Raw genomic sequence first — 25,875 nt, forward strand, 5'->3', positions numbered from 1 at the left:
CGAGCACAGCATCGAGGTGGTGGGTGCCCAGCTGCGCGCCATGATGCCCTGGATCGCCAAGAACAAGCTGGTCGACCAGAGCCGCAACTGATCGGCAAACGCCGTTCCCGGGCCAGGGCCGTGCGCGGCCCTGGCCCTTTTTTGTTTGTTCGCCCCCACGTACACTGCATAGCTTTCCGGCCGACGAATTTCATTCCAACACACGACATGCACGACGGAAACGACACCGAAGTGGAGCCCCTGAGCGAGGCGCGTCGGCGCCCCAAGGGCATCTACTTCCTGCCCAACATGATCACCCTGGCCGCGCTGTTCGGCGGCTTTTACGCGGTGGTCATGGCCATGAACGGCCGCTACGACCTTGCCACCGTGGGCATCTTCGTGGCCATGGTGCTCGACAGCCTGGACGGCCGTGTGGCCCGGCTGACCCACACGCAGAGCGCCTTCGGCGAGCAGATGGATTCGCTCTCTGACATGGTGTCCTTCGGCGCGGCGCCCGCGCTCATCGCCTACGAATGGAGCCTGCGCGACCTGGGGCGCTGGGGCTGGATCGCCGCCTTCGTCTATTGCGCCTGCGCCGCGCTGCGCCTCGCACGCTTCAATGTCAACACGGGGGTGGTGGACAAGCGCTACTTCCAGGGCCTGCCGTCACCCGCGGCGGCCGCGCTGGTGGCAGGCTTCATCTGGCTCATGCAGGAGGCGGGGGTACCTCCGCAGGACGTGAGCTGGGTGATGTTCGTGCTGACGCTTTACACCGGCCTCACCATGGTGACCAACGTGCCCTTCTACAGCTTCAAGGACCTCAGCCTGAAGAAGAGCGTGCCTTTCGCCGCGCTGGTGTTGGTGGCCCTGGGCATCGCGGTGATCAACATCCACCCGCCCACCGTGCTGTTCCTGCTGTTCGTGCTGTACGGCCTCTCGGGCTACGGGGTGTACCTGTGGCGCAAGTCCAAGGGGCGGCCCACCAGCGTGATCAGCACCTCCACCGACGAGCCCGACGAGCGCGGTCTGCACGACTGATCGGCCATTGAGCCCATCGGCATGCCCTATCGGCCCTCGCGGGCTTTGTGATACATTGCATCGCATGTTTTCCCAAGCCGCCTCGCTGCTACTACTGGCTGTCCTTCACGGGCAGATGCGGTAGCGCGCGAGCGACTCACACCAACGGCCCGTTTGCACCCGCAACGGGCCGTTTGTATTTTGGGGTTGCGGGTTCTGTCGACACGAGAGAGTCCACACCATGCTGAAGCAACCTGCAAGCAAGTACGCCGCCTTCCGGCCCGTCGGCCTCAAGGACCGCACCTGGCCAGACGCCGTGATCCAGAAGGCCCCCGCCTGGCTGAGCACCGATTTGCGCGATGGGAACCAGGCGCTGATCGAGCCCATGGACCTGGAGCGCAAGCTGCGCATGTTCCAGCAGCTCGTGAAGATCGGCTTCAAGGAAATCGAGGTGGGCTTCCCCTCGGCCTCGCAGGTCGAGTTCGACTTCGTGCGCCGCCTGATCGAAGAGAACCTGATCCCCGATGATGTAACGATCCAGGTGCTCACCCAGGCCCGCGAGCCCTTGATCCGCCGCACCTTCGAGGCGTTGCGGGGTGTGCGCGGCGCCATCGTCCACCTCTACAACGCCACCGCGCCCATCATGCGGCGCGTGGTGCTGGGCATGGACGAGGACGCCATCGTGGAACTGGCCGTGGACAACGCGCGCCTGTTCGCCCGCCTGGCGGCCGAGCAGCCGGACACGCGCTGGACTTTCCAGTACTCGCCCGAGATGTTCTCGGGCACCGAACTCGCTTTCTCCAAGCGGGTGGTCGATGCGGTCACCGCGGTCTGGGCGCCCACGCCCGAGCACAAGTGCATCGTCAACCTGCCGTCGACGGTGGAGCACAGCACGCCCAACATCTTTGCCGACATGATCGAGTGGATGCACCGTCATCTGGCGCGGCGCGAGTCCATCGTCCTGTCGGTGCACCCGCACAACGACCGCGGCACCGGCACGGCGGCGGGCGAATTCGCGCTCATGGCCGGGGCCGACCGGCTGGAGGGGTGCTTGTTCGGCAATGGTGAGCGCACGGGCAACCTCGACCTCGTCAACGTTGCGCTCAACCTCTATACGCAGGGCGTGTCGCCCGGGCTGGATTTTTCCGATATCGACGAAATCCGCCGGACCGTGGAGCACTGCAACCAGTTGCCCGTGCACCCGCGCCACCCCTACGTGGGCGACCTGGTTTACACCTCGTTCTCGGGCTCGCACCAGGACGCGATCAAGAAGGCCTTCGCGGCGCGCCGGGCGGACGACATCTGGAACGTGCCTTATCTGCCCATCGATCCCAAGGACCTGGGTCGCAGCTACGAGGCCGTGATCCGCGTGAACAGCCAATCGGGCAAGGGCGGCATCGCTTACCTGCTGGAGTCCGAGTACGGCGTGGAGCTGCCGCGCCGCCTGCAGATCGAGTTCAGTCAGGTGGTGCAGGCCGTGATGGACCTGGATGGCAAAGAGCTCACGGCGAAGGATTTGTGGCAGCTGTTCGAGCGCGAGTACGCGCTGTCGGCGCCTGCGCCCGCCAACGCGACCACCACCGAGCAGGCCGGCGGCAGCGTGCGCGTCACGGCCGACGTGGACTGGGCGGGCGCGGTCGTGCCCGTGCAAGGGCAGGGCAATGGCCCCATCGACGCCTTCGTCAATGCCCTCAACGCGGCCACCGGCCGGTCGGTGCGTGTGCTCGACTACCATGAGCACGCCATCGGCGCCGGTGCCCAGGCGCAGGCCATGGCCTACATGGAACTGCGCGTGGACGAGCGCCACACGGTTTTCGGCGTGGGGCGCGACACGAACATCGTGTCCGCCTCGTTCAAGGCCATCGTCTCGGGCCTGCGGCGCGTGGCGCTCGAGCAGACACAGGAAACGATGGAACGCGTGGCGCCCTGAGGCGCGCTAACACAACAAGGAGTCCCCATGAGCGAACAGCTGATCATTTTCGACACCACTTTGCGCGATGGCGAGCAATCGCCCGGCGCGTCCATGACCAAGGACGAGAAGCTGCGCATCGCGCGCCAGCTCGAGCGCCTGAAAGTCGACGTGATCGAGGCCGGCTTCGCGGCCAGCTCCAACGGGGACTTCGAGTCGGTGAAGGCCATCGCCGACCATATCAAGGACTCCACGGTGTGCTCGCTGGCGCGGGCGAACGACCGCGACATTGCGCGCGCGGCCGAGGCGCTCAAGGGCGCCAACCGCGCGCGCATCCACACCTTTATCGCCACCAGCGCGCTGCACATGGAGAAGAAGCTGCGCATGACGCCCGAGCAGGTGCTGGAACAGGCGAAGCAGTCGGTGCGTTTCGCGCGCAACCTGGTGCAGGACATCGAGTTCAGCCCCGAGGATGGCTACCGCAGCGACGTGGACTTTCTCTGCCGCGTGCTCGAGACCGTGATCAAGGAAGGCGCGACCACGCTCAACATCCCCGATACCGTGGGTTACGCGGTGCCCGAGCTCTATGGCCACTTCATCCGCACCCTGCGAGAGAGGATCCCCAACTCGGACAAGGCGATCTGGAGCGTGCACTGCCACAACGACCTGGGCATGGCCGTGGCCAACTCGCTCGCGGGCGTGAAGATCGGGGGGGCGCGCCAGGTGGAATGCACCATCAACGGCCTGGGCGAGCGCGCGGGCAACTGCTCGCTGGAGGAGATCGTGATGGCGGTGCGCACGCGCCGCGATTACTTCGGCCTCGACGTGGCCATCGACACGACGCAGATCGTGCCCGCCAGCCGCATGGTGAGCCAAACCACCGGCTTCGTGGTGCAGCCCAACAAGGCCGTGGTGGGCGCCAACGCCTTCGCGCACGCCAGCGGCATCCACCAGGACGGCGTGCTCAAGGCGCGCGACACCTACGAGATCATGCGCGCCGAGGACGTAGGCTGGAGCGCCAACAAGATCGTGCTGGGCAAACTCTCGGGCCGCAACGCCTTCAAGCAGCGCCTGCAGGAGCTGGGCATCGAGATGGCGTCCGAGGCCGAGATCAACACGGCCTTCGCCAAGTTCAAGGAACTCGCCGACCGCAAGGCAGAGATCTTCGATGAGGACATCCTGGCCTTGGCGAGCGACGAGAGCGTCACCGCCGAGAAAGAGCAGTACGGCTTCGTCTCGTTGGCCCAGCGCAGTGAGACCGGTGAGCGTCCGCACGCCAGCGTGGTGTTTACGGTCGATGGCAAAGAACTGCGCGGCGACAGCGACGGCAACGGCCCGGTCGATGCCTCGCTGAAGGCGATCGAGCAGCACGTCAAGAGTGGCGCCGAGTTGCTGCTGTATTCGGTGAACGCCATCACCAGCGGCTCCACCGAAAGCCAGGGCGAGGTCACCGTGCGGCTGCAGCACGGTGGCCGCGTGGTGAACGGCGTGGGCGCGGACCCGGACATCGTGGTCGCGTCGGCCAAGGCCTACCTGAGCGCGCTCAACAAGCTGCACAGCAAGGCCGACAGGGTGGCGGCGCAGGGATAAAGTTCAAACGTTTCAAGGACTTGTAGCACTTCCTTATTGATCGGCGGAAATTGACCTCCAAACGGCCGTCTATTCCACCGATCACTTAAGACCACCGTCCAAGCTTTTGATATTGCTGATTTTTTTTTGAATCCCTATACTCCGCCCCAGCGCTGGTCCCGTCTTGCTGGAGTTGAGTCATGTTGTTCCGTCCGATCGCCCTGAAATCGCTGATTGCTGCCATGGCGGTTGCGTTGATCGGGGTGCTCGGGCCGGCGGGTGTGGCGCAAGCGGCCTCCGGTTCCTCGGCCAAGACCAGCAAGGCCGCCAAAGCCCCGGTCAAGAAGGCCAGCAAACCCAAGGTGGCCAGCCGCTCCACCAAGAAGGTGACCAAGAAGGTCACCAAGACCACCAGGGTCACCACCGCCAAGCGCAAGCAGAGCGTCGATTCGCGCAAGCTCACGCTCGTCAAGGCCGCGCCGGCATCCAAGTCCCGTACCGTCAATGTCAAACCCAGTGTGGTCCGTGTGGCCGCGCCACCGGTGGTGTCGGTGGGTCAGCGCCTGGGCCTGCATGGCATGGACGACGCGCTGGACCTGAACTCCAGCGTGGCCCTGGTCGTGGACCAGCAGACCAATGAGGTTCTGTTCTCCAAGAACGATTCGGCCGTGCTGCCCATCGCCTCGCTCACCAAGCTCATGACCGGCCTGGTCGTCGTGGAGGCGGGCCTGAACATGAACGAAATGATCACCATCACCAGCGAGGACGTGGACACCCTCAAGGGAAGCCGTTCGCGCCTGGCCGTGGGCACCCAGCTGACGCGCGGCGAGCTGATGCACCTGGCGCTGATGTCGAGCGAGAACCGCGCGGCGCACGCTCTGGGCCGCACCTATCCCGGCGGCCTCGATGTGTTCGTGCGCCGCATGAACGCCAAGGCCGCCGAGCTGGGCATGCACGACACGCGCTACGTGGAGCCCACGGGGCTGTCCAGTGACAACCGCTCGAGCGCCCGTGATCTGGCCACGCTGGTGTCGACCGCCTATGAGCGTCCCATGCTGCGCGACCTGTCCACGTCGCCCGGCTATGAAGTGGACGTGGGCCGCCGCACCCTGCAATACAACAACTCCAACCGCCTGGTGAAGAACCCCGAGTGGGACATCGGCCTGCAGAAGACGGGCTACATCTCGGAAGCGGGTCGTTGCCTGGTGATGCAGGCCCGCGTGGCCGGACGCCAACTGATCATGGTGTTCCTTGACGCGAGCGGCAAGCTGGGCCGCGTGCAGGACGCCGAGCGCGTGCGCCGCTGGGTGGAGCACCAGGGCGAATTGCTCGCCAGCAAGGTGCGCCCCCAGGGCTGATGCCCAGGCAAGGCCGGCGCGTCAGCGGCCGGCCGGAAAGCCCAGCGCGGCCGAGATCTCGGCCGCCGTGGCCTTGAGGCGGGGCAGCCAGCCTTCGTCGATGCGATCGGCCGGCGCCGAGATCGACAGACCCGCCACCAGCTTGCGCTGGTCGTCGTAGATGCCGGCGGCCATGCAGCGCACGCCCATCTCCAACTCCTCGTTGTCGCGCGCCACGCCCGCCTGGCGGCATTGCGCGAGTTCACGCTCCAGTGCCGGCAACTGCGTGAAGCTGTTGCGTGTATTGCCGGCCAGGCCGGTGCGGGTGGCGTAGGCGCGCACGCGCGTGGGGTCGTCGTCGGCCAGGAAAAGCTTGCCCACCGAGGTGAGGTGCAGCGGCGCACGGCCGCCGATGGCGCGCACCACCTGCATGCCCGAGCGCTCGCTGTAGGCGCGCTCCACATAGACGATCTCGTCGCCCTGGCGCACGCTGAGGTTCACCGGCTGCTGAATCTGTTTGTGCAGCTCGCGCATGGGCCCGAGGGCGGCGTCGCGCACGCTCAGCCGGGCCTTGACCAGGTTGCCCAACTCCAGCAACCGCATGCCCAGCCGGTAGCTGCCCGCCTCGGGTCGGTCGACGAAGCGGCCGATGGTCAGGTCATTGAGGATGCGGTGCGCCGTGGAAGGATGCAGGCCGGTCTTCTCGCTGATTTCCTTCAGCGAGACCGCCTCCTCGCGCGAGGCCAGCACCTCCAGCAGGTTGAACATGCGCTCCAACACCTGAACGGTGGGGGCGGTGGGGGGGGAGTCGGATCGTTTGCTCATGGTCGGATGTGCAAACCCCATCTTACAAGATGAAATCGCCGCACCGCAGCATCGGTGAAAAACCCTGCGGGGGAGTCGAATCAGGCGTTGGCCGCGGTCCAGCGACCGTCCACCAGAACCTCGTGCGGGCGAAAGCCCGCCTTGTAGTTCATCTTGGGGCTCTGCGCGATCCAGTAGCCCAGGTAGACGTGGGGCAGCTCGAGAGCCCGCGCCTGCTCGATCTGCCAGAGCACGCTGTAGGTGCCGTAGCTGCAGCGCTCGTCGGGCTCGTAGAAGGTGTAGACCGCCGAAAGGCCGTCGTTGAGCACGTCGATGATCGAGACCATCTTGAGCCGCGCCGGCCGGTCCTGGGCGTCGGGCTCATGGAACTCCACGAGGCGCGAGTTGACGCGGCTTTGCAGCAGGAACTGGGTGTACTGGTCCACGCTGTCGTGGTCCATGCCGCCGCCCGCGTGGCGGCTGTTCTGGTAGCGCAGGTAGAGCTGGTAGTGCTCGGGCATGAAGCACAGCTTGAGCACGCGGGTGATGAGCCCACCGTGCTGGCGCTGGCTGCGCCGTTGGCTGCGGTTGGGTTGGAAGCGCTCCACCGGTACGCGCAGCGGCACGCAGGCGTTGCAGCCGTCGCAATAGGGGCGGTAGGTGAACATGCCGCTGCGACGAAAGCCGTGCGTGACCAGATCGGAATAGGCGTCGTTGTGGATGAGGTGGCTGGGTGTGGCCACCTGGGAGCGCGCCTGCCGTCCCGCCAGGTAGCTGCAGGGATAGGGCGCGGTGGCGTAGAACTGCAGCGCCTGGAGCGGAAGGTCCTTGAGGTGCGTCACACGCGTTCGTCGCCGATGGAAAGGTGCTCGCGCCAGTATACGGGCCGGAATTCCCAGCGGGGCGCGGGCTGCAGCAGCGCCAGGCGCACGTGCTGCACGAAGGGGGCGCGTGGCATCAGCCGCCCGCCCATGGAGGCCAGGTGGGCGGTGTTCTGCTGGCAATCCACCAGCGTGATGCCGTGCCGGCGGCACAGTGCCATCAGGCCCGCCAGGGCGATCTTGGAGGCGTCGCTGCGCCGGCTGAACATGGATTCGCCAAACACCATGGCGCCGAGGTTGACCACGTACAGGCCGCCGGCCAGCTCGCCGTCGATCCAGGTTTCCACCGAATGGGCCATGCCGGCGCGGTGCAGGCGCGTATAGGCCTGCACCATGGCCGGCAGAATCCAGGTGCCGCTTTGGCCGTCGCGGGGGGTTTGGGCGCAGGCCAGGATCACGCGCTCGAAGTCATGGTCGATGCGCAGCTCCAGCCGCTGCGTATTCAGCAGCTTCTGGATGGTCTTGCGCAGCGAGCGGTGCAGCCGGAACTCGGTCGGCGGCAGCACCATGCGGGGATCGGTGCTCCACCACAGGATGGGCTGGCCCGAGCTGTACCAAGGAAAGATGCCACGCGAATAGGCGGCCACGAGCGTGGGCACGTCCAGCACGCCGCCGGCGGCCAACAGGCCGGGGGCGGGGTCGTGCGGGCCCCAGGCCTGCTCCACCGGCGGGAAGGGCTCCCCCGGCTCCAGCCAGGGCAGCGGTCGGGTCGGTGGCGTCTGGGTCATGGCGCGAGAGGTATTGCCGCTATTGTGCGCGGCGCCCCCGCGGCATCAAGTGCGCGCGGGCAAAACGCGACCGGTCAAGCGTCCCGGCAACAGGCGCCAGGGCAGCCACACGGCCAGCACGCCGATGGCGTCGGCCAGCCAGTCGATCCAATCACCAGAGCGCCAGCCGGCGGCCAACTGCATGAGTTCGATCAGCCCACCCCACAGGATCAGCCCGGCCACCACCGCGCCGGCCTGGCGCGGGTAGGCGAGCAGCCCCAGCAGCGCCAGCCAGGCGAAGCCCACGGCGTGCTGGGCCTTGTCCCAGATGGACATGGCCTGGGGTGGCAGCAATTCGATCGGCACCAGCGAGGCGATGGTGAGGCCGAGCAGGCTGCACCAGAAACCCATCGCGATCAGGCGTTGCATGGCGTGCGTGAAGACGAAGGCGCAAAAACGACAACGGCCTTCGTGAGAAGGCCGTTGTGCGGGTGTTGGGTGGCTCCCCGACCTGGACTCGAACCAGGGACCTGCGGATTAACAGTCCGTCGCTCTACCGACTGAGCTATCAGGGAACAGCCTCAAATTATAGCGTTGTTTTGAAGCGTTTCCGGGCGGGCCCGAAGAAAGTCAGCGTTCGGCCTTGGGGGCCACGCCGAGCAGGTGGTGCAGGCGGGGGCTGGTGGTGGTGTATTGCAGCGGCACACGCTCCTCGGGACGCAGGCGCGCGGCGGCGGCGAAGGCGGCCAGCGTGGCTTCATGGAAGCCGCAGAGGATGAGCTTTTTCTTGCCCGGGTAGGTGTTGATGTCGCCCACCGCGTACAGGCCGGCTTCGCTGGTCTCGAAGCTTTCGGGGTTCACCACGAGTTGCTTGCGCTCCATGGCCAGGCCCCAGTCGGCGATGGGACCCAGCCGCGGCGACAGGCCCAGGGCGACGATCAATTGATCCAGCGCGAGGGCCTGGTTCTGGCCTTGGGGGTCGAGCAACTGCAGGCCCCGCAGGTGCGCGCCCTGAAGGTCCAGCCCCAGGGGTTGGCCGACCACCAGCCTCACGCGGCCCGAGGCGATGGCGTCCCGCATGCGCGCGAGCGCGGCCTCGTCGTCGGATTGCAGCACCTCGCGCCGGTGCAGCAGGCTCAGGCCCGCGGGGGGCTGGGCGCTGTCGAGCAGGCGCAGCGCCCAGTCGATCGCCAGCGCGTCGCCGCCATGCACCACCACGTGCTGGCCGCGCCAGTCGCGGGTGGCGTCGAAGCGGTGGTGCACCTGCAGGCCTTCCAGGGCGTCGATGCCGTCGAGCTTCAGGCGCTTGGGCTGGAAGGCGCCCACGCCCGCGGCGATGAACACCAGGCGCGCGAGGAAACCCTGGCCCGCGCCGGTGCGAACGGCCCAGCGGCCGTCGGCCTCGCGCGCAAGCGCGCTCACCGATTGGTCGAGGTGGAGCCGAGGCTGGAAGGGTTTGACCTGCAGCAGGAGCCGATCAACCAGCTCCCGGCCGCTGCACACGGGCAGGCCGGGGATGTCGTAAATGGGCTTGTCGGGGTAGAGCTCGGCGGGCTGGCCGCCGGCGTGGGGCAGGGCGTCGATCACCTGCGCCCGGATGTCCTGCAGGCCGAGCTGGAAGACCTGCCACAGCCCCACGGGGCCGGCGCCGATGACGAGCGCGTCGGTCTCGATCGGCGCGGCAGGGATCACTGGACAACCTTCGTGCGGCGCGCCGCGGTGCGATCGCCTTCGGGCGGCCGGACGGCGCTCATGGGCTCAGCGGATCAGCTGGTCGAGCTTGCCGGTCTTGTCCTTCCACTCTTCGGCGTCGGGCAGCGCGGCCTTGCGCTTGGTGATGCTCTTCCAGGTGGGCAGGCGGGCCAGCTCGGCGTTGAGCGCCGTCATGTGCAACTGGTCCTTGGGCAGGTCTTCCTCGGCGTAAATGGCGCTCACCGGGCATTCGGGGATGCAGACCGCGCAGTCGATGCACTCGTCGGGGTCGATGGTGAGGAAGTTGGGGCCTTCGCGGAAGCAGTCCACGGGGCAGACATCGACGCAATCGGTGTACTTGCAGCGGATGCAGGCTTCGGTGACGACGTGGGTCATGGTGGCGGATCGGGCAGACGGAAAGCGGCGATTTTACGGTGCCGCACCCGACCGGCCGGGCTTGCCCTTGGTGGCTTCCCGGTCGGTGTCTGTGGGGTTATTCAGCGCACGAGCACGGCGCCGGCCGTGCGGTGGCTGGCGGTGTCCACCAGCACCAGCGAGCCCAGGGCACGCGATTCGGCGAACGGCCGCGTGGCCAGTGGCTCCTGCAGCGCCAGTTCGATGTGGCCGATGGCGTTGGGCGGCAGCTCGCGGGCGTCGTGTTCGGCGAGGGTGTGGATGTCGAGCTGGTGCGCGATGCGCTTGACCTTGGCCTTGACCCAGCGGTGGCCGTGCAGGGCCCAGTAGACGCGGCCCGGCACCAGGGGCTCGTCGTCCAGCCAGGCGACGGTGGCGGCGATCTCGCGGTGTGCGTCGAGCGAGGCGTCCCCATCGTCCACCCCGAGCAACCAGTCGCCGCGTGAGACATCGAGCTCGCGGTCGAGCACGATGCCCGCGCTGTGGCCGGCGACCACCTCGCCGGGCCGGCGCACGTGGTCGAGCACCTGCGCCACCACGGCGGTCTGGCCCCGGGGCGCCACGCGCACGGCCTGGCCCGGGCGCAATTGCCCGGCCGCCACGCGGCCCCAGAACACGCGCCGACCCTGGGAGGTGTCGGACGAGGACGAGAACTTCTCCACCCACTGCACCGGGAAGGCCAGCGGCAGCTCGGCATCGGGTTCCGTCACCGGCAGGTGCTCCAGGATTTCCAGCAGCGTGGGTCCGTGATACCCGCACCAGCCGGCCAGCGCGGCCTCGTCCACCACGTTCCAGCCGTTCAGGGCGGACACCGGCACCACGGCCGTCACGTCGAGCCCGGCCTGCTGGGCAAAGGCGTACAGCGCGGCCTTGATGTGGGTGTAGGCGGTGGCGCCGTCGTCCACCGCGTCGAGCTTGTTCACCGCGAACACCACCGAGGGGACGCGCAGCAGCTTGACCAGCAGGCTGTGGCGGCGCGTCTGCGGCAGCAGCGCCAGGGCGGGGTCGCGCCAGTCGAGCTTGGTGGCGTCGACCAGCACCACGGCGGCGTCGGCGCTGCTGGCGGCGGTGACCATGTTGCGCGTGTACTGCTCGTGGCCCGGGGCGTCGCCGATGATGAACTTGCGCTGCTCGGTGCTGAAGTAGCGGTAGGCCACATCGATGGTGATGCCTTGCTCGCGCTCGGCCGACAGGCCGTCGGTGAGCAGGGCCAGGTCGGTCTGGCCCTGGCGCTGCACGCCGGCCAGGTGGTCCTGCAGCACGGCCTTGCTGTCGACCAGCAGGCGGCCGATGAGCGTGCTCTTGCCGTCGTCGACGCTGCCGCAGGTGATCAGGCGCAGCGCGGCGCGGGTGTCTTGCGAGGTGGCGGTGCTCATCAGAAGTAGCCCTCTTTCTTGCGGCGCTCCATGGAAGCGTCGCTGGTCTTGTCGTCCATGCGGGTGGCGCCGCGCTCGCTGACCTCGGCGGCCAGGGTCTCGATCACGATGTCCTGCGGCGTGGCGGCGGTGCTTTCCACGGGGCAGGTGCAGGTGATGTCGCCCACGGTGCGAAAGCGCACGTCGCGCCGTTCCACCCGCTCGCCGTCGCGCGGCGGGGTGAGTTCGGTCACCGGCACCAGCAGGCCGCGGCGGTCCACCACCTCGCGCGGGTGGGTGTAGTAGAGGGAGGGCAGGCCGATGTCCTCGCGCGCGATGTACTGCCAGACGTCGAGCTCGGTCCAGTTGCTGATGGGGAACACGCGGAAGTGCTCGCCGGGCTGCAGGCGGGTGTTGAACAGGGTCCAGAGCTCGGGGCGCTGGGCCTTGGGCTGCCACTGGCCGAAGCCGTCGCGGTGCGAAAAGATGCGCTCCTTGGCGCGCGCCTTTTCTTCGTCGCGCCGCGCGCCGCCGATCAGCGCGTCGAAGCGGAATTCCTCGATCGCCTCCAGCAGCGTGACCGATTGGTGCACGTTGCGGCTCTCGCCCGGGTGGGCCAGGCGCACGGTGCCGCGCGCCATGGAGTCTTCCACGCGGCGAACGATCAGCTCGGCGCCGAGTTCTTTCGCGCGCTGGTCGCGAAAGTCGGTGACTTCGGGGAAGTTGTGGCCGGTGTCGATCATCAGCAGCGGGTAGGGGATGCGGCCGGCGCCGAAGGCCTTCTCGGCGCACTTGAGCATGACCAGCGAATCCTTGCCGCCCGAGAAGAGCAGGGCGGGGCGCTCGAAGGCGGCGGCCACCTCGCGCAGGATGAAGATGGTTTCCTCTTCCAGCGCGTCCAGGTGGGCGTTGCTGAGCTGGTGGCCGCTGTCGTGCAACAGGGCGGCTTCGATCACGGCGGGGTCTGGGCGGGCGTTCATGCGGGGGTCCGATCGAGAGAGGAGGCGGCGGGCGGCGCGTGCAGCCCGCATTCCTTGGCGCTTTCCTGCTCCCACCACCAGCGGCCGGCGCGGAAGTCCTCGCCCACGCTGATGGCGCGGGTGCAGGGCTCGCAGCCGATGCTGGGGAAGAAGCGGTCGTGAAGTTCGTTGGTGTCCAGGCCGTGCAAGGCGATGAAATGCCACACGTCGCCCCAGGTCCAGTCCACCAGCGGGCTGATCTTCACGCGCTCGGCTTCCTGGATCACTTCGCCGACGTCGGCGCGCGCGTTCGACTGCTCGCGCCTCAGGCCGGTGATCCAGCCGTCGTGCCCGGCCAGGGCGCGCGACAGCGGTTCCATCTTGCGCACGTCGCAGCAGGCCTTGCGCAACTCGATGCTGCGGTACATGGCGTCCTCGCCGTGGCGGCGCACGAAGTGCACCACCGATTCGTGCCTGGGCCGGAACACGCGCACGCTGGTGGCGTAGCGGCGTTCGATCTTGGGGATCATGGCCAGGGTTTCGGCGTGCAGCTTGCCGGTCTCCAGGACGAAGACGCTGGCCTCGATGCCGGCGAGGTGGACCAGGTGGGTGACCACCATGTCCTCGGCGCCCAGGCTGGACGCCTGCGTGAGCCGCGGGTGCGCGGCGGCCTGCTCGCGCAGCAGCGCGATGGCGCGTTCCACCTTGACCGCGAAGTCGGCCGAGGGGCGGTTGTAGAGATCGATGGCGCTCATTGGGGGCCTCAGGCGTTCGCGAAGCGCGGCTGCGGCTGCACCGCGTCGCCCTGGTAGAAGCCGCCGTAGTGCCGCAGCAGGCGCTCGGCGTGCGCCAGGTCCTGGTCGGCCTTGAGTACGGCCTGGCTGAAGCCGCTGCGCTGCATCTGCAGCAGCTGGTCGATCAGCACCTCGCCGGTGGCGCGGATCTCGCCCGTGAAGCCCAGGCGGCGGCGCAGCAGGAAGGCCTGGCTGAAGGCACGGCCGTCGCTGAATTTGGGGAACTGCAGTTCGACCACGCGCACACCGCTCAGGTCGGTCTCGCGCGGGTCGTCGGTATTGGCCAAGACGCGGCGCTCGGCCTCGGCTTCGGGTGCGCTGAAGGTGTCGGCGCGCAACAGCTGGATGCTCATCGTCGGTTCCTGGCTCAGGCGGTGGCGGTGTCCGCCTCGGTGTTCGGGCGCGCGGTGGTGCTGCGCACGACGTTGGCGGCCTGCTTGAACGGCTCGAGGCCGATCCGCCGCAGGGTGGCGATGAAGGGCTCGCCGTCCTCGCGCTGGGCGCGGTAGGTATCGAGCAGGGCCTCGATGACCTCGGGCACCTCGTTGGCCGCGAAGGACGGGCCGATGACCTTGCCCGGCGTGGCCTCGCCCGACAGGCGCTTGCCGTCGGAGCCGCCCAGCGTCACCTGGTACCACTCCTGGCCGTCCTTGTCGACGCCGAGCACGCCGATGTGGCCGCTGTGGTGGTGACCGCAGCTGTTGATGCAGCCGCTCATGTGCAGATCGATCTCGCCGATGTCGTGCAGCTCGTCGAGGTCGGCGTAGCGCGCGAGCACGGCCTGGGCGATGGGCAGCGAGCGCGCGTTGGCGAGGTCGCAGAAATCGCCGCCGGGGCAGGCGATCATGTCGGTGAGCAGGCCGATGTTGGGTTTGGCCAGGCCCAGGCGGCGCGCCTCGCGCCACAGCTCGGGCAACTGGTCGCAGCGCACCCAGGGCAGCAGCAGGTTCTGGGTGTGCGTCACGCGCGCCTCGCCGCCGGAGAAGCGGTCGGCCAGCTCGGCCGCGCGCTCCAGCTGCTCGGCCGTGGCGTCGCCGGGCGACTGGCCCAAGCGCTTGAAGGAGAGCGTGACCGCGCGCAGGTCGGGGTTCTTGTGCGCCACCACGTTGCGGGTGAGCCAGCGGCTGAATTCCAGGTCGTCCTCGGCTGCGGCCTTGAGGATGTGGGCGATCTTGGCATCGGCGCTCTTGCGGTCGCAGGCCAGCGCGGGCGGCGTGAAGAAAGCGCTCACGCGGGCCAGCTCGGCGGCGGTGATGGTGTGCGGCGCGCCGTCCTGCTCGAGGATGTCGCGGTACTCGGCCTCGACCTGATCGGCGAAGGCCTGGCCCTCGGCCTTCACGATGATCTTGATGCGCGCCTTGTACATGTTGTCGCGCCGGCCGAAGCGGTTGTAGGCGCGCACCACGGCTTCCAGGTAATTGAGCATCTGGTCCCAGGGCAGGAACTCGCGCAGCACGGTGCCGATGATGGGCGTGCGGCCCATGCCGCCGCCCACGCGCACCTGGAAACCCAGCTCGCCATCGACGTTGTGCAGCAGGCGCAGGCCCACGTCGTGCCAGGGCGTGGCGGCGCGGTCTTCGCGGGCGCCGGTGATGGCCACCTTGAACTTGCGCGGCAGGAAGGCGAACTCGTGGTGCAGGGTGCTCCACTGGCGCAGGATCTCGGCGAAGGGACGGGGGTCGGCGACCTCGTCCACGGCGATGCCGGCCAGGGCGTCTGAGGTGGTGTTGCGGATGCAGTTGCCGCTGGTCTGGATACCGTGCAGGCCCACGCTGGCGAGCAGCTCCATCACGTCGGCCGAGCGCGCCAGCGGAATCCAGTTGAACTGCACGTTGGAGCGCGTGGTGAAGTGCGCCGTGCGGTCGGGCAGGCTCGGCACGTCGGACAGGCCGGCGTTGGCCTTGGAGATGTCGTTGTCTTCCTTGTGGTCGAACTCGCGCGCCACGCGCGCCAGCACGCGCAACTGCTCGCTGTTGATCTCCCCGTAGGGCACGGCCACGCGCAGCATGGGCGCGAAGCGCTGGATGTACCAGCCGTTCTGCAGGCGCAGCGGCTTGAAGGCGTCGTCGGAGAGGGTGCCGGCCTGCCAGCGCTCCAGCTGGTCGCGGTACTGGGCGGCGCGCTGTTGCACGAACTGGCGGTCGAAGGCGTCGTGGCGGTACATGGATCGGGCGATGGGACCACCGGGGTGGTCGGCAATTCGTGGGGATGCCCGGCACTGTAGAAAGCCGGGCTTATTCGACGAACTACTTTTTTTTCATGCCCGTATATCGGTTTGGAATAAGCAAAGCCCGATGGCCCATGGAGAAAAAATCGGCTATCACAATTTGTCTGAAGTAACATCCCCCAACATGACGAGCGTGGTTCGGGTTCAGGTGATCGGTTTTTCAGACGTGGAACGCCACGCGTTGAACACCGTTTTCCGGCTTTCGCGTGAGCGCGAGGTGTCCTACGGACCCTGGCGGGCGGCCTCGGGTCTGCTGGAAGAAATGCCTCCCGTGCTGCTGGTGGACGGCGACTGCGCCGAAGCCGTGCTGGTGCACGCGCGCGCGCCGCGTCCCGGCCAGCGGCTGATCTGGGTGGGCGAGCAGGCGCCCGAGCACGCCTGGCGGGTCGTGGCGCGGCCCATCGCCTGGGCGCACCTGCTGCACGACCTGGACACCACCTTCGCCGCCACGCAGAGCGATTCCGGCTTCCTGGACTTGGATGTGTCCCAGCCCGCCCCGCTGGACATCGAGCTTGGCGAATTTCCCTCGGCCGAGGTGCGCCGGGCCCTGGTGGTGGGCATCGCGGCGAACGAGTCGGGCTACCTGCGCGAGCGCCTGACGCAGGCGGCCGTGCCCTATATCGACGAGGCACCCAGCACCGAGCGCGCCGCCGAGTGCATGGCGCAGCATCACTATTTGTGCGGCGTGTTCAATCTCGATGACCACCACATCGACGCCTGGGGCCTGATGCAGCTGTTCCGCCAGCGCTACCCCGAGGCCATGACCCTGGCGACCAGCGAGCACGCGCAGCGCTTCGCCGGTCCGCTGACGGGCTGGTGGCACCGGCGGCGCGTGCGCGCGCACACACGCCGCCTGGGCGTTTCGGGCCTGCTGGCGCTGCCGCTGCAGCCGCCGGTGGTGTCGCGTTACCTGGAAATGCTCTGAGCCGGGGCTGAGCGCCGGCCGGCGGCTCAGCCGCGGGTGCGCCGCGCGCGCCGCCAGGCAAAGCGCGCGGGGTCGATGGCGGCGCGCAGTTCGGCGTCGAGGCCCGGCGCTTCGCCGTCCATCTCGGCCGCCAGCCACTGACCGCAGGCTGCGGCGAGCGACAGCCCGCGCGAACCCAGGGCCGTGAGCAGCCAGAGCCCTGGCAGCCGCGGCACGGCCGATGCCGCGTCGCCCGCGCTGTCGCGCGCGGCCCAGGCCGCCGGGTCGGGCGCGGCGCCCACCAGGGGCAGGCGGTCCATGGAGGCGCAGCGCACGCCGGCCCAGCCCAGCAGGCGGCCTTGCGCGAGCTCGTCCTCCAGCCGGTCGGCGGCGGCGGGCGCCAGGGCGCGCAGCCGGGCGGCGTTGTCGCGGTGGGCCGCGTCGCTCGGGGTGGTGTCGGTGTGGCCGCGCGCGTAGGTCGAGCCCATGGCCCAGATCGCCGCCGGCCAGCGCGGGGCCAGCCCGCTGTCGCGGTACTCGGGCACGAAGACGCCGTCGTCGCGCTGCGGGCGCTCGCTCAGCGGCGCGCCGTCCAGCGGGCCCAGGCTCATCTGGCCGAGCACCGGGCCCAGCGGCCAGGCGCCACCCGCCTCGGGTGCCAGATCGCGGCTGCCCAGTGCGGCGGCGATCACGGCGTGCGGCGCGGCGGCGATGGCCCGGCCCGCGGGGTCCAGCGCCTGCCACTGACCGGTCCCGCGCGACAGGCCCGCCACGGGCGTATTCCAGCGGGCGTCCAGCCGCTCGCCGGCCTCGGCCAACCAGGCCCGCACCAAGGCGCCCGGGCGCACCAGCGCGGCGGACTGCCGGCCGGGGGCGTGGGCGCCGCGGTTGTCGATCGTCGCGGCCTGCCAGCCGGCGCCCGGAGTCACCAGGCGCTCCAGCTCGGCCCGCGCGAGGGGCACGCCCAGGGCCGTGAGGCGCGACATCGGCGTGGGCTGGCGCGTGAGGTGCGGGCTCAGCACGCCCACGGGCAGGGCCGAGGCGGCGCGGGCCGGGCCCTCGGCGGCGTCGAGCAGCGTGACGCGCCAACCGCGCCGGCACAGCGCGGCCGTGACCGCCGCGCCCGCCAGGCCGGCGCCGATCACCAGCGCGCGGCGCGTCTCGTCAGGGCTTGGGGCGGGAGGGGGCATGCGCAAAGCAAGAGGCCCGCGCGTGGCGGGCCTGCGGGTGCCGGGGTACCGGGCATCAGGACGCGCTGGGCGGCACGTAGCCGGCGGCCTGGTCGGCGCCTTCGCCGAAGAAGTGCTTTTCCATCTGGCGCGCCAGGTACTGGCGGGCGCGGGCGTCGGCCATGTTGAGCCGGTTCTCGTTGAGCAGCATGGTCTGCTGCTTGAGCCAGGCGGCCCAGGCCTCCTTGCTCACGTTCTCGAAGATCTTCTTGCCCAGTTCGCCGGGGTAGGGCGGGAAATCCAGGCCTTCGGCTTCCTTGCCGAGCTTGATGCATTGAACCATTCGTGCCATCGGTGAATCCTTGTCGTGGGCCCCTCTTTATGCGAGGGAGTTATATCGGATGGAATAAACGATTCGTTCGGTTTCGCGCGCCGCTGCGGCAATATGCACGCCCAGCGGACACGGGCCATCGCGAGGCCCGCACTGTAGCAATCTTTGATCGGCCTCAATCCCGTCAGGGTCGGGCCACGGCGCCGCGACAACGCGACTTTCTACAATAACGACCCGTCTTTCTCCCGGGATCATCTTTCATCATGAGTGCATTCAACGAAGAGCGCGTGCTGAGCGTTCACCACTGGACGGACCGGCTCTTCAGCTTCACCACCACCCGCGACACCTCGCTGCGCTTTTCCAACGGCCACTTCACGATGATCGGTCTGCGGGTGGACGGCAAGCCGCTGCTGCGCGCCTACAGCATCGTCAGCCCCAACTGGGCGGAGCATCTGGAGTTCCTCAGCATCAAGGTGCAGGACGGCCCGCTCACCTCGCGTCTGCAGCACATCCAGCCCGGGGACACCGTCATCGTGGGCCGCAAGCCCACCGGCACCCTGCTCACCGACTACCTGCTGCCGGCCAAGCGCCTGTACCTGCTGGGCACGGGCACCGGTCTGGCGCCGTTCATGAGCATCATCCGCGACCCCGACACCTACGAGCGCTATGAGCAGGTGGTGCTGATCCACGGCGTGCGCCAGGTCAAGGAACTCGCCTACCGCGAGCTCATCACAGAGCAGCTCAAGCAGGACGAATTCCTCGGCGACATGGTCAAACAGAAGCTGCTCTACTACCCCACGGTCACGCGCGAACCCTTCATGCACCAGGGCCGCATCCCGCAACTGCTGGCCGACGGCGTGGTCGCCAAGGACCTGGGCCTGCCCCCGCTGAACCCCGCCGAGGACCGTGTGATGATCTGCGGCAGCCCCGAAATGCTGCGCGACCTCAAGGCCCTGTGCGAGAAGCTGGGCTTCAAGGAAGGCAACACCACCACGCCGGGCGAGTTCGTCATCGAACGCGCCTTCGTGAGCTGAGGTGGGCATGACCCGCTTGCTCGCGCTGCCCGGCCAGCGTCCCCGGCTGGTGCTTGCCCTCATCGCCGCGGTCAGCGTGGCACTGTTGGCCTTCGGCATGTATTTGCAGCACGTGGTGGGGCTGGAGCCTTGCCCCATGTGCATCGTGCAGCGTTACGCCCTGATCCTGGTGGCGGTGCTGGCGGGCGTGGCGGCCTGCCTGCGCTCGCCCGCGGCGCGCGCCACCGGCGTGTCGCTGATGGGCCTGTTCGCGGCCTTCGGCGCCTTCACCGCCGCGCGCCAGAGCTGGCTGCAGTGGAACCCGCCCGAGATCATGGCCTGCGGGCGCGACTTCTTCGGGATGATCGAGGCCTTTCCGCTGGGCCGCGCCATTCCCATGATCTTTCGCGGCAGCGGCGACTGCGCCAAGGTCGACTGGACCTTCCTCGGCCTGACGATCGCGAACTGGTCGTTCCTGTGGTTCGTGGCCTTCGGGGGACTGGCCGTTGGGATGCTGCTGGCGCGCCGCCGCGCGTCGGCCTGAGCGGCGCTCAGGCCAGCTTTTTCACCAGCACCTGGCTGCGCCGGTCCCAGTTGTACTTGCGCTTGCGCGCTTCGGGCAGCCAGTCGGCGCCGACCTGCACGAAGCCGCGCTTGATGAACCAATGCATGGTGCGCGTGGTGAGCACGAAGATGCTCTGCAGCCCCTGGGCGCGCGCACGCGCCTCGATGCGCTTGAGCAGGCGCTCGCCGTCGCCCTGGCTCTGTGACTGCCCCGATACCGTGAGCGCGGCCATCTCGCCGGTGCGTTCCTCGGGGTAGGGATAGAGCGCGGCGCAGCCGAAGATCACGCCGTCGTGCTCGATGATGGTGTAGAGCCCGGCGTCGCGCTCGATCTCGTGGCGGTCGCGCTTGACCAGGGTGCCGTCCTTCTCGTACGGCTCGATCAGCGCGACGATGCCGGCCACGTCGTCGATCGAGGCCTCGCGCACGCTCTCCAGCTTCTCGTCCACCACCATGGTGCCGATGCCGTCGTGCGTGTAGATCTCCAGCAGCAGCGAGCCGTCCACCGCGAAGGGCACGATGTGGCTGCGCTCGACGCCGCCTTCGCAGGCGCGGATGCAGTGCTGCAGGTAGAAGGCGGTGTCGGTCGGCCGCTCGGGCTTGGGCAGGCTGGCGAGCAGGCGCTTGGCGTCGGCCAGGGGCAACTCGGTGTCGATCTCGCTGTCGGGGTTGGCTGCGTCCACGCGGATGCCGGGAATCTCGGTGAGGAAGATCAGCTTGTCCGCCTGCAGCGACATCGCCACGGAGGTGGCCACGTCCTCCATGGTCAGGTTGAAGGCCTCGCCGGTGGGCGAGAAGCCGAAGGGCGAGAGCAGCACCATGGCGCCCATGTCCAGCGAGCGCTGGATGCCGTCGGTGTCGATCTTGCGCACCAGGCCCGAATGCAGGAAGTCCACGCCGTCGATCAGGCCCACGGGCCGCGCGGTGACGAAATTGCCCGAGATCATGCGCACGGTGGCGCCGGCCATGGGCGTGTTGGGCAGGCCCTGGCTGAAGGCAGCCTCGATCTCGTAGCGCAGCTGGCCGGCGGCTTCCTGCGCGCAGTCCAGCGCCACCTCGTCGGTGATGCGCACGCCGTGCGAGTACCTCGCCTCGTGGCCCTTGAGGCGCAGCTGCTCGTTCACCTGTGGCCGGAAACCGTGCACCAGCACGATCTTCACGCCCATGCTCTGGATCAGTGCCAGGTCCTGCGCCAGGTTCTGCAGCTTGCCCGCCGCGATCGCCTCACCCGCGATGCCCACCACCAGGGTATTGCCTCGGTGCTTGTGGATGTATGGCGCGACCGAGCGGAACCACGGGACGAAGGTGAAGTTGAAGACGTTGGACATCAGGGCGGGGGTGGCTGCAGGGGGCGTGGGGGCACCGGATAATCGCGGGTTCGCCGATTTTCACCGAAGTCCCGTTTTGCCCACGCCCGCCCTGCACCTGGAGTTCCCCGAGGCCTTGCCCGTGTCGGCGCGCCGCCACGAGATCGAGGCGGCAGTGCGCGAGCACCAGGTGGTCATCGTCTGCGGCGAGACGGGCTCGGGCAAGACCACGCAACTGCCCAAGATCGCGCTGGCCATGGGGCGCGGGCGCCTCAACGCCCCCCCGGGCCAGCGCGGGCGCCTGATCGGTCACACCCAGCCGCGGCGCATCGCCGCCAGCTCGGTGGCCAAGCGCATCGCCGAGGAACTGAAGACCCCGCTGGGCGAGGTGGTGGGCTACAAGGTGCGGTTCCAGGACCGGCTCTCGCGCGAGGCCTCGGTCAAGCTCATGACCGATGGCATCCTGCTCGCCGAGACGCAGACCGACCCGGACCTGAACGCCTACGACACGATCATCATCGACGAGGCGCACGAGCGCAGCCTCAACATCGACTTCCTGCTCGGCTACCTGCGCCAGCTGCTGCCGCGCCGGCCCGACCTGAAGGTGATCGTCACCTCGGCCACCATCGACGCCGACCGCTTCGCCGAGTACTTCGCGCGGCCGGCCCCGCCGCCGGGCCGCCCCGAGGCGGGGCGAGCCCCCTCGGGGGGCAGCGACGACGCGCAGCGCGCAGCGGGGGGGCCATTGATCAAGGCGCCGGTGCTCATGGTCTCGGGCCGCACCTACCCCGTCGAAGTGCGCTGGCGGCCTTTCGAAGAAAGCCGCGAGTTCGACCTGAACGACGCCATCACCGACGGCGTGGACGAGCTGTGGCGCGGCGGCCAGGGCGGCGACATCCTGGTCTTCCTGCCGGGCGAGCGCGAGATCCGCGAGGCCGCCGACCACCTGCGCAAGCACCTGGCCCACCAGCCGCTGAACCGCCATGCCGAGGTGCTGCCGCTGTTCGCGCGCCTGAGCCAGGCCGAGCAGGACCGCATCTTCCAGCCGCACGGCCAGCGCCGCATCGTGCTGGCCACCAACGTCGCGGAGACCTCGCTCACCGTGCCGGGCATCCGCTACGTCATCGACGCCGGCACCGCGCGCGTCAAGCGCTACAGCTTCCGCCAGAAGGTCGAGCAGCTGCAGATCGAGCCCATCAGCCAGGCAGCGGCCAACCAGCGCGCGGGCCGCTGCGGACGCGTGGCCGACGGCATCTGCATCCGCCTCTATGACGAGGCCGACTTCAACAGCCGCCCCCGCTTCACCGACCCCGAGATCCTGCGCAGCTCGCTCGCCGGCGTGATCCTGCGCATGAAGTCCCTGCACCTGGGGGCGGTGGAAGACTTCGCCTTCGTCGACGCCCCGCAGCGCCGCGCCATCGCCGACGGCTACCAGCTGCTGGCCGAACTCGGCGCGGTGGACGATGACAATCAACTCACGCCCACCGGCCAGTCGCTCGCGCGGCTGCCGCTGGACCCGCGCGTGGGCCGCATGATCCTGGCCGCGCGCGAGCACCAGGCGCTGGACGAGGTGCTGGTCATCGCCGCCGCCCTGAGCGTGCAGGATGTGCGCGACCGGCCCATCGACAAGCAGGCCCAGGCCGACCAGGCGCACGCCAAGTTCGACGACGAGAAGAGCGAATTCACCGGCACGCTCAAGCTCTGGAAGTGGCTGGAGGACAGCCGTGGCGGCCACGGCCAGGCGCACAAGCTCAGCCACCGCCAGTACGAAAACCTGCTGCGCGAGAACTTCATCAATGTGCGCCGCGTGCGCGAGTGGCGCGACACCCACAGCCAGCTGCACACCGTGGTGGGCGAGCAGGGCTGGGAGCCCAACACCACGCCGGCCAGCTACGAGCAGCTGCACAGCGCCATGCTCAGCGGCCTGCTGGGCAACCTGGGCGTCAAGAGCGAAACCGAGGACTGGTACCTGGGCGCGCGCGGCATCAAATTCCACCGCCACCCCGGCGCCCATCTCAGCAAAAGGCCGGGCCGCTGGATCGTCTGTGCCGAACTGGTGGAGACCACGCGCCTGTTCGGGCGCGGCATCGCGGCCATCGAGCCCGCCTGGGTGGAGCGCGTGGGCGCGCACCTGCTCAAGAAGCAGTTGCTGGACCCGCACTGGGAGAAGAAGGCCGCGCGCGTGTCGGCGCTGGAGCGCGCCACGCTCTATGGCCTGGTGATCTACCACAACCGCCGCGCCGACTATGGCCGCATCGATCCGGCCGGCGCGCGCGAGATTTTCATCCGCGAGGCCCTGGTGCAGGGCGAGTGGGACACGAAGCTGCCCTTCCTGGCCGCCAACCAGAAACTGGTGCGCCAGGTGATGGAGCTGGAACACAAGTCGCGCCGCCAGGACGTGCTGGTGGACGACGAGGTCATCTACGCCTGGTACGACGAACAGGTCCCGGCCGAGCTGTGCAACGGCGCCGCTTTCGAACGCTGGTACACCCAGGCGGCGCGAGAGAACCCCAAGCTGCTGTTCCTCACGCGCGAGGACCTCATGCGCCACGAGGCCGCCGGCATCACGGCCCAGGCCTTCCCGCGCACCGTGCGCCTGGGCGGCGTGGACTGCGCGGCGGCCTACCTGCACGAGCCCGGCGATCCGCGCGACGGCCTCTCGGTCACGGTGCCCATCTACGCGCTCAACCAGGTGAGCGAGGAGCGCATCGACTGGCTGGTGCCCGGCATGCTCAAGGACAAGGTGCTGGCCCTGCTCAAGACCCTGCACCAGCGCCCGCGCTCGCGCCTGGTGCCGCTGCCGGCCACGGCCGAGCGCTTCACCGAGGCCTTGTGCGCGCCCGAGGCCTTCGCCCAGGGCAACTTCCTCGACGCGGTGCTCAAGCTGGTGCGCGCGGCGACCCAGCTCGACATCGTGCGCAACGACCTCAAGGCCGACCAGCTGCCGGCTCACCTCTTCATGCACCTGCGCGTGGTGGACGAGCACGGCCGCCAGCTGGGCCAGGGGCGCAGCCTGGCCGCGCTCAAGGCCGAGCTGGGGTCGCAGGCGCGCGGCGCCTTCCAGGCCCTGGCGGCGCTCAAGGCGCCGGCGGCCGCGCCGGTGCCGGCGGGTGTCTCGCCGGGCGCGGCATCGCCGGCCCCGGCGGGCCAGGCCACGCGGGTGGCCAAGGCCGCGCCGCCGGCCGCGCCTTCGGTGGACGCCAGCCAGCGCCACACCCGCTGGGACTTCGGCGAGCTGCCCGAGCTGCTGGAGATCCGCCGCGGCGGCCAGACCCTGATCGGCTTTCCGGCGCTGGTGGACGATGGCGACGCGGTGCGCATCGAGGTCTTCGACGAACCCGAGCTGGCCCAGGCGCGCCACCGGGAAGGCCTGCGCCGCCTGGTGGCGCTGCAGATCAAGGACGCGCTGAAGTACCTGGAGAAAAACATCCCCGGCCTGCAGGCCATGGGCGCGGCGTTCATGGGCGTGGACAAGGAGCGCGGCGGCGGCACCCTGGAGGAGCTGCGCCAGCAACTGCTGGAGCTGGCGCTCGACCGCGCCTTCCTGCAGGAGCCGCTGCCGGCCGACGCCAAGGCCTTCGAGCAGCGCGTGGCCGACGGGCGTGGGCGGCTCAACCTCATCGCCGCTGAGATCGCGCGCTCAGCCGGCGCCATCCTCACCGAATTCGCCGCCGCCCAGCGCAAGCTCAAAGACGCCAAGCCGCCCGCCGACGTGGCCGCCGACGTCGCCCAGCAGCTGCAGCGCCTGGTGGGGCGGCGTTTTCTGGTCGAGACGCCGCACGCGCAGCTGCAGCATTTGCCGCGCTACCTGAAGGCCGTGCAGCTGCGGCTGGACAAGCAGCGCGGCGACCCCGCGCGCGACGCCGCCCGCCTGGCCGAGCTCAAACCCCAGGACCAGCGCTACTGGCGCCTGGTGGCCGAGCGCAAGGGCGTGCAGGACCCGCGCCTGCAGGAGCTGCGCTGGCTGCTGGAGGAGCTGCGCGTGAGCTTCTTCGCCCAGGAGCTGCGCACGCCGCAGCCGGTGAGCCTGAAGCGGCTCGACAAGGCCTGGGCCCAGCTCCAGGCCTGAGGTCCGCCGGTTCCGGCGTTTCACCCACGCGGCGCTCGGGCATGGCCGCCACGAATTGACGGGCGGGGCCTGCTGCGCTTCACTGGCACGGTCATGAGGAGACCGCCCATGGACCGCCGTGATTTCGTCGAATCGTGCGCCGTCGGCGCCGCCGCCCTGAGCGGTGTCCTGGCCCGCACCGCCTGGGCCGCCGACGCCCGGCCGCGCGCCTACGCGCGCACCCTGCTGGTGGACGAGCAGGGCCAGCCGGTCAAGGCCAGCCGCTTGCGCGCCCAGGTCAACTACGTTTTTCATTACCCCTTCGAGGCCACGCCGGTCTTCCTGCTCGATCTGGGCAAGGCCGCGCCGCCCACGACGCTGGCGACCCAGGACAAACAGATCTACGAATGGCCCGGCGGCGTGGGGGCGAGGCGCAGCGTGGTGGCCTTTTCGGCCATCTGCGCGCACCAGTTGGTCTACCCCACGAAGGAGCTGAGCTTCATCAGCTTCCGCAAAGGCCCGGCGGCCAACCCGCAGACGCCCAGCCAGGGCAACGACCTGATCCACTGCTGCGCCGACCACAGCCAGTACGACCCCGCGCGCGGCGCCCAGGTGCTGCGCGGCCCGGCCGAGCAGCCGCTGTGCGCGGTGCTGCTGGAGCACGATGCCCGGAGCGACCAGCTCACCGCCACCGGCACGCTCGGCGGCGAGCTGTTCGAGGCGTTTTTCAAGAAGTACGAAATGAAGCTGAGCCTGGAGATGGGCCCCGGCGTGCGCCAGGCGGCGGCGGGGCGCAGCACGGTGCGCGAGCTGGAGCGCTTCTGCCGCAACCCCATCCGTTGCTGAACACGGTCCCCGCGCGCCACGGCTGCCCCCGAGGGGGCCGATCCGGCCG

General features: G+C 69.0%; 23 protein-coding genes and 1 tRNA gene. 9 read left to right on the forward strand and 15 right to left on the reverse strand.

The genetic code is table 11. From position 1 onward, the window contains the following. The first annotated feature begins 207 nt into the window (after positions 1-207). The 4 genes from pssA (at position 208) to DY262_RS00020 (ending at position 5,832) form a co-directional block, all read left to right on the forward strand. Positions 208-1,017 (forward strand): CDP-diacylglycerol--serine O-phosphatidyltransferase, encoded by an 810-nt coding sequence (gene pssA, locus DY262_RS00005; RefSeq protein WP_116956979.1) that lies wholly within the window; start codon positions 208-210, stop codon positions 1,015-1,017. A 220-nt stretch (positions 1,018-1,237) separates the two neighbouring features. After that, a complete protein-coding gene (gene leuA, locus DY262_RS00010) occupies positions 1,238-2,926 on the forward strand; it encodes a 2-isopropylmalate synthase (RefSeq protein ID WP_116956980.1) in 1,689 nt (562 codons plus the stop codon). 27 nt (positions 2,927-2,953) lie between these two features. Then, positions 2,954-4,495, forward strand: a complete 1,542-nt coding sequence (locus tag DY262_RS00015; RefSeq protein ID WP_116956981.1) for a 2-isopropylmalate synthase — start codon at positions 2,954-2,956, stop codon at positions 4,493-4,495. 179 nt (positions 4,496-4,674) lie between these two features. After that, on the forward strand, positions 4,675-5,832 hold the full coding sequence (locus DY262_RS00020; RefSeq protein WP_181936358.1) for a serine hydrolase: 1,158 nt from the start codon (positions 4,675-4,677) through the stop codon (positions 5,830-5,832). 21 nt (positions 5,833-5,853) lie between these two features. Here DY262_RS00020 and DY262_RS00025 read toward each other — a convergent pair whose 3' ends face one another. From DY262_RS00025 to DY262_RS00080, 12 genes are all read right to left on the reverse strand, one after another. Continuing rightward, positions 5,854-6,636, reverse strand: a complete 783-nt coding sequence (locus DY262_RS00025) for an IclR family transcriptional regulator (RefSeq protein ID WP_116956982.1) — start codon at positions 6,634-6,636, stop codon at positions 5,854-5,856. 80 nt (positions 6,637-6,716) lie between these two features. Further along, positions 6,717-7,457, reverse strand: a complete 741-nt coding sequence (locus DY262_RS00030; protein WP_116956983.1) for an arginyltransferase — start codon at positions 7,455-7,457, stop codon at positions 6,717-6,719. Then, complete coding sequence (gene aat, locus DY262_RS00035) at positions 7,454-8,224, reverse strand: leucyl/phenylalanyl-tRNA--protein transferase (RefSeq protein WP_116956984.1); 771 nt, start codon at positions 8,222-8,224, stop codon at positions 7,454-7,456. Before aat ends, DY262_RS00030 begins: the two co-directional genes overlap by 4 nt. A 45-nt stretch (positions 8,225-8,269) precedes the next feature. Further along, positions 8,270-8,632 carry a VanZ family protein gene (locus tag DY262_RS00040; RefSeq protein ID WP_116956985.1) on the reverse strand — a complete coding sequence of 121 codons (363 nt, stop codon included), beginning with the start codon at positions 8,630-8,632 and terminating at the stop codon, positions 8,270-8,272. Between the two features lie 70 nt (positions 8,633-8,702). Next, a tRNA-Asn gene (locus DY262_RS00045) sits at positions 8,703-8,778 on the reverse strand. A 55-nt stretch (positions 8,779-8,833) separates the two neighbouring features. Then, on the reverse strand, positions 8,834-9,895 hold the full coding sequence (locus DY262_RS00050; protein ID WP_116956986.1) for an NAD(P)/FAD-dependent oxidoreductase: 1,062 nt from the start codon (positions 9,893-9,895) through the stop codon (positions 8,834-8,836). Positions 9,896-9,961: 66 nt separating this feature from the next. Then, positions 9,962-10,291: a ferredoxin FdxA gene (fdxA, locus tag DY262_RS00055; protein WP_070399888.1), complete on the reverse strand. Its 330-nt coding sequence runs from the start codon at positions 10,289-10,291 to the stop codon at positions 9,962-9,964. A 101-nt stretch (positions 10,292-10,392) separates the two neighbouring features. Beyond that, entirely contained in the window at positions 10,393-11,685 is a 1,293-nt protein-coding gene (locus DY262_RS00060; RefSeq protein ID WP_116956987.1) for a sulfate adenylyltransferase subunit 1, read from the reverse strand. Next, the gene (gene cysD, locus DY262_RS00065; protein WP_116956988.1) at positions 11,685-12,644 is read right to left on the reverse strand and encodes a sulfate adenylyltransferase subunit CysD; all 960 of its coding nucleotides are present in this window, start codon (positions 12,642-12,644) and stop codon (positions 11,685-11,687) included. Before cysD ends, DY262_RS00060 begins: the two co-directional genes overlap by 1 nt. Next, a complete protein-coding gene (locus DY262_RS00070; RefSeq protein WP_116956989.1) occupies positions 12,641-13,378 on the reverse strand; it encodes a phosphoadenylyl-sulfate reductase in 738 nt (245 codons plus the stop codon). The genes cysD and DY262_RS00070 overlap by 4 nt, the downstream gene beginning before the upstream one ends. Positions 13,379-13,386: 8 nt before the next feature. Then, positions 13,387-13,770 carry a DUF934 domain-containing protein gene (locus tag DY262_RS00075; RefSeq protein WP_181936359.1) on the reverse strand — a complete coding sequence of 128 codons (384 nt, stop codon included), beginning with the start codon at positions 13,768-13,770 and terminating at the stop codon, positions 13,387-13,389. 14 nt (positions 13,771-13,784) lie between these two features. Beyond that, positions 13,785-15,581: a nitrite/sulfite reductase gene (locus DY262_RS00080; RefSeq protein WP_116956990.1), complete on the reverse strand. Its 1,797-nt coding sequence runs from the start codon at positions 15,579-15,581 to the stop codon at positions 13,785-13,787. Between the two features lie 244 nt (positions 15,582-15,825). On the opposite strand from DY262_RS00080, the gene DY262_RS00085 reads away from it, so the two are divergent. After that, positions 15,826-16,569: a hypothetical protein gene (locus tag DY262_RS00085; RefSeq protein ID WP_116956991.1), complete on the forward strand. Its 744-nt coding sequence runs from the start codon at positions 15,826-15,828 to the stop codon at positions 16,567-16,569. A 26-nt stretch (positions 16,570-16,595) separates the two neighbouring features. Here the strand turns inward: DY262_RS00085 and DY262_RS00090 are convergent, their stop codons facing one another. Together DY262_RS00090 and DY262_RS00095 are read right to left on the reverse strand one after the other, a co-directional pair. Beyond that, the gene (locus tag DY262_RS00090; RefSeq protein WP_116956992.1) at positions 16,596-17,738 is read right to left on the reverse strand and encodes an FAD-dependent oxidoreductase; all 1,143 of its coding nucleotides are present in this window, start codon (positions 17,736-17,738) and stop codon (positions 16,596-16,598) included. Positions 17,739-17,793: 55 nt separating this feature from the next. Next, complete coding sequence (locus DY262_RS00095) at positions 17,794-18,069, reverse strand: oxidative damage protection protein (protein WP_070399896.1); 276 nt, start codon at positions 18,067-18,069, stop codon at positions 17,794-17,796. A gap of 242 nt (positions 18,070-18,311) precedes the next feature. Here DY262_RS00095 and DY262_RS00100 point away from each other — a divergent pair, with 242 nt between their 5' ends. After that, a complete protein-coding gene (locus tag DY262_RS00100) occupies positions 18,312-19,082 on the forward strand; it encodes a ferredoxin--NADP reductase (protein WP_116956993.1) in 771 nt (256 codons plus the stop codon). A 7-nt stretch (positions 19,083-19,089) separates the two neighbouring features. Next, on the forward strand, positions 19,090-19,605 hold the full coding sequence (locus tag DY262_RS00105; protein ID WP_116956994.1) for a disulfide bond formation protein B: 516 nt from the start codon (positions 19,090-19,092) through the stop codon (positions 19,603-19,605). Positions 19,606-19,612: 7 nt separating this feature from the next. Here DY262_RS00105 and argA read toward each other — a convergent pair whose 3' ends face one another. After that, positions 19,613-20,953: an amino-acid N-acetyltransferase gene (argA, locus tag DY262_RS00110; protein WP_116956995.1), complete on the reverse strand. Its 1,341-nt coding sequence runs from the start codon at positions 20,951-20,953 to the stop codon at positions 19,613-19,615. A 76-nt stretch (positions 20,954-21,029) separates the two neighbouring features. On the opposite strand from argA, the gene hrpA reads away from it, so the two are divergent. Together hrpA and DY262_RS00120 are read left to right on the forward strand one after the other, a co-directional pair. Further along, positions 21,030-25,001, forward strand: coding sequence for an ATP-dependent RNA helicase HrpA (gene hrpA / locus DY262_RS00115; protein WP_116956996.1), 3,972 nt, complete (start codon positions 21,030-21,032; stop codon positions 24,999-25,001). 108 nt (positions 25,002-25,109) lie between these two features. Continuing rightward, a complete protein-coding gene (locus DY262_RS00120; RefSeq protein WP_116956997.1) occupies positions 25,110-25,826 on the forward strand; it encodes a Rieske (2Fe-2S) protein in 717 nt (238 codons plus the stop codon). Positions 25,827-25,875: the final 49 nt, after the last annotated feature.

The organism is Hydrogenophaga borbori (genome assembly GCF_003417535.1).
GTDB classification, from domain to species: Bacteria; Pseudomonadota; Gammaproteobacteria; order Burkholderiales; family Burkholderiaceae_C; genus Hydrogenophaga; species Hydrogenophaga borbori.